The 1,770-nt window shown below is 64.9% G+C and carries 1 protein-coding gene and 1 pseudogene; both read right to left on the bottom strand.

Going from position 1 to position 1,770, the window contains the following annotated elements; genetic code table 11:
• Positions 1-161: 161 nt before the first annotated feature.
• Positions 162-1,034 (bottom strand): annotated as a pseudogene (locus tag AC1D1P_RS23745) (M14 family zinc carboxypeptidase); the annotation flags it as partial.
• 62 nt (positions 1,035-1,096) lie between these two features.
• Positions 1,097-1,770 (bottom strand): LysR family transcriptional regulator substrate-binding protein (locus AC1D1P_RS23740; RefSeq protein WP_477674703.1); only part of this gene is annotated, 674 nt, incomplete at its 5' end.

Raw genomic sequence — 1,770 nt, 5'->3', positions numbered from 1 at the left:
AGCGCGGTGAGGTGCCGCGGTGAAAGACGCCGTTGCCAGGAAGGTCAAGCGCCACAGTCTGGCTTGCTTCGGCGGCAGGCAATGTTGCGGCAAGCTGCGGTGCAAAGTCGCCCCAGTGCCGCGCTTCGCGGGTCAGGCCCCTGAGCAACACCCAGGTCATGTCACAACACCCTGCGCGGGCGCCAGTGCGCTGCGGCAAGCCGTGCGAGCTGCACGCGCTGGTCGCCCGAAGGCAGCCAGCGCGGTGCGGAGAATGCGGCGCGTGTCAGGAAATCCAGCAGGTCTGCATGGCGGCGCAGTACACGCCGTGTGCGGTGGGCCTTGATGGGGTTGAAAATTCCATGGCGCGAAAACAGCTGGCGCGGGTTCTTGCGTATCCATAACCACGAGCCCAGCTCCAGCGTCATCGGCAAAAAGATGTTCTCCGCCGGGGCGCGATCATAGGCATGGTCCCAAAGGTCGCCGTGCAGCAGGTACTGGTTGCTTTGCGGCTCAAAGCTGTAGGCGTGGTGCGGGTGCGATTGCTCCAGCATGGTCCGCAGTGCAAACATCTCCGGCAGGTGCGGCATCAGCCGGCGCGTCCTGGCGTACGGAAACCACAGGCTGTCCTCAAAGCCGTAGCCCGAATGGCAGTCCAGTGCCAGACTGAAGGGCCGGCTGGCCAGTTGTTCCCGCACCACTTGCAATACGGCCGCGCTTTCCACTTCCATCGGCATGCCCGGCCTTCCGCAGTACCAGGGAAGCTGGGGGCTCACGGTTTGCCCGCCGGCCAGGAAAGGCACACGGGCGTCGGCCTTGTGGGGGGCGTTGCGCATCAGGTCCACGCCCTGGGGGTTGGCGCGCTTGTGCGCCCACATGCCGCCGGGATTCACGATGGGCATGAACACCAGCCGGATCTTTTCGAGTTGCCGGTGCAGCAGATCGTCCCACTCCAGGCGAAACAGCAACGCCCGCATGTAATGCAAAACCAGCTGCGTGCCGATGCGCTCCAGCCCATGGATGCCGCCGAAGAAGCCCACCGCGGGCGCCGCCGGATGCGCTATTCAGTGGCGGAGGGAGCATCCGCCCATCCTTGCACAGTTGTTTGACAGGCGTGCTACAGCTTGTTGTTTTGCGGTGAAGGCCGGGAACCCGGCTGGCGCGGCTCGGCGCCAGCCCGCTGTGAAATGGCGGCAATCACCTGGTGCAGGGCCTTGTTCACCGGTTTGTCGTTGCGCACGATCAGGGCCAGCGTCCTTTGCAGCCGTGGGTACAACGGGTGGACCACGAGTTCGGCATGCTGCCCTGGGCCGGTGACCGCCATTGCGGGCAGGATGCTGCAGCCCAGGCCCGCTGCCACCATTTCCTTGATGGCTTCGACGCTGCCCAGTTCCATGATGGGTTTGGGGGCGTGGCCCGCATCCTGAAACCACTGGTCGATGATCACGCGGGTGTTGGCCGCCGGCTCGAACAGCACCAGCTCGCGCTTTGCCAGGACGGCCGGGGTGATCCTGGCGGGCATGGCGGCGTCACGCTTGGGTGCGATGGCCACAAACTCGTCGTTGAACAACGGTGTCACCGCCAGCGCGCGCCGTTTGACGGGCAGCGTGACCAGCGCCAGGTCCAGCATGTTGCCTTCCACCGCCTTGACGAAGTCGGCCGTGTTGCCCGTGCTGACCACCACGCTCAGATTGGGAAACCGCAGCCTCAATGAGCGCAGGATTTGCGGCAGGAAATAAAGGCAGGCTGTGGCGCCAATGCCCAGTGTGATGCGGCCAGCCACATTCGAGG

Source organism: Polaromonas sp. P1_E1_2, from assembly GCF_056406035.1.
The sequence above is the reverse complement of the archived record's forward strand: the minus strand, read 5'-3'. Positions and strand labels throughout refer to the sequence as shown.